Consider the following 320-nt stretch of genomic DNA (forward strand, 5'->3'; position numbering starts at 1 on the left):
TTACATGCTGTTCCCGTTTGTGTTTTCGGTATGCATTGCTTTCCCCCGACGTTTTCTTGCTGGCTTGCTCACCTTCATCGTAGCGATACTGTTATGGCGTTTGTACCTGGTGTATGGGGTGGGTTTGGATCATCTGCTTCATTATCGTATCTATAAGGCCACCGATACGCGGGCAGATTCGATTATGTACGGAACCTGCTTTGCCTTGATACAGGCGCGTTACCCAGTTTGGGCAGCGTACTTCGCACAGCGCAAAGCAGCCATAGCCGGATTGTTGCTCATGCTGGCTTCTTTGTTGATACGCGATGAGAATTTCCGTG

At 49.7% G+C, this 320-nt stretch carries 1 pseudogene; it reads left to right on the forward strand.

Features of this window, described 5'->3' with window-relative positions:
- Window positions 1–320, forward strand: a pseudogene (locus KDM89_RS21160) (hypothetical protein); the annotation flags it as partial.

Source organism: Cognatundibacterium luofuense (assembly GCF_018139685.1).
In the GTDB taxonomy this organism is placed as follows: Bacteria; Pseudomonadota; Gammaproteobacteria; order Burkholderiales; family Burkholderiaceae_D; genus Undibacterium; species Undibacterium luofuense.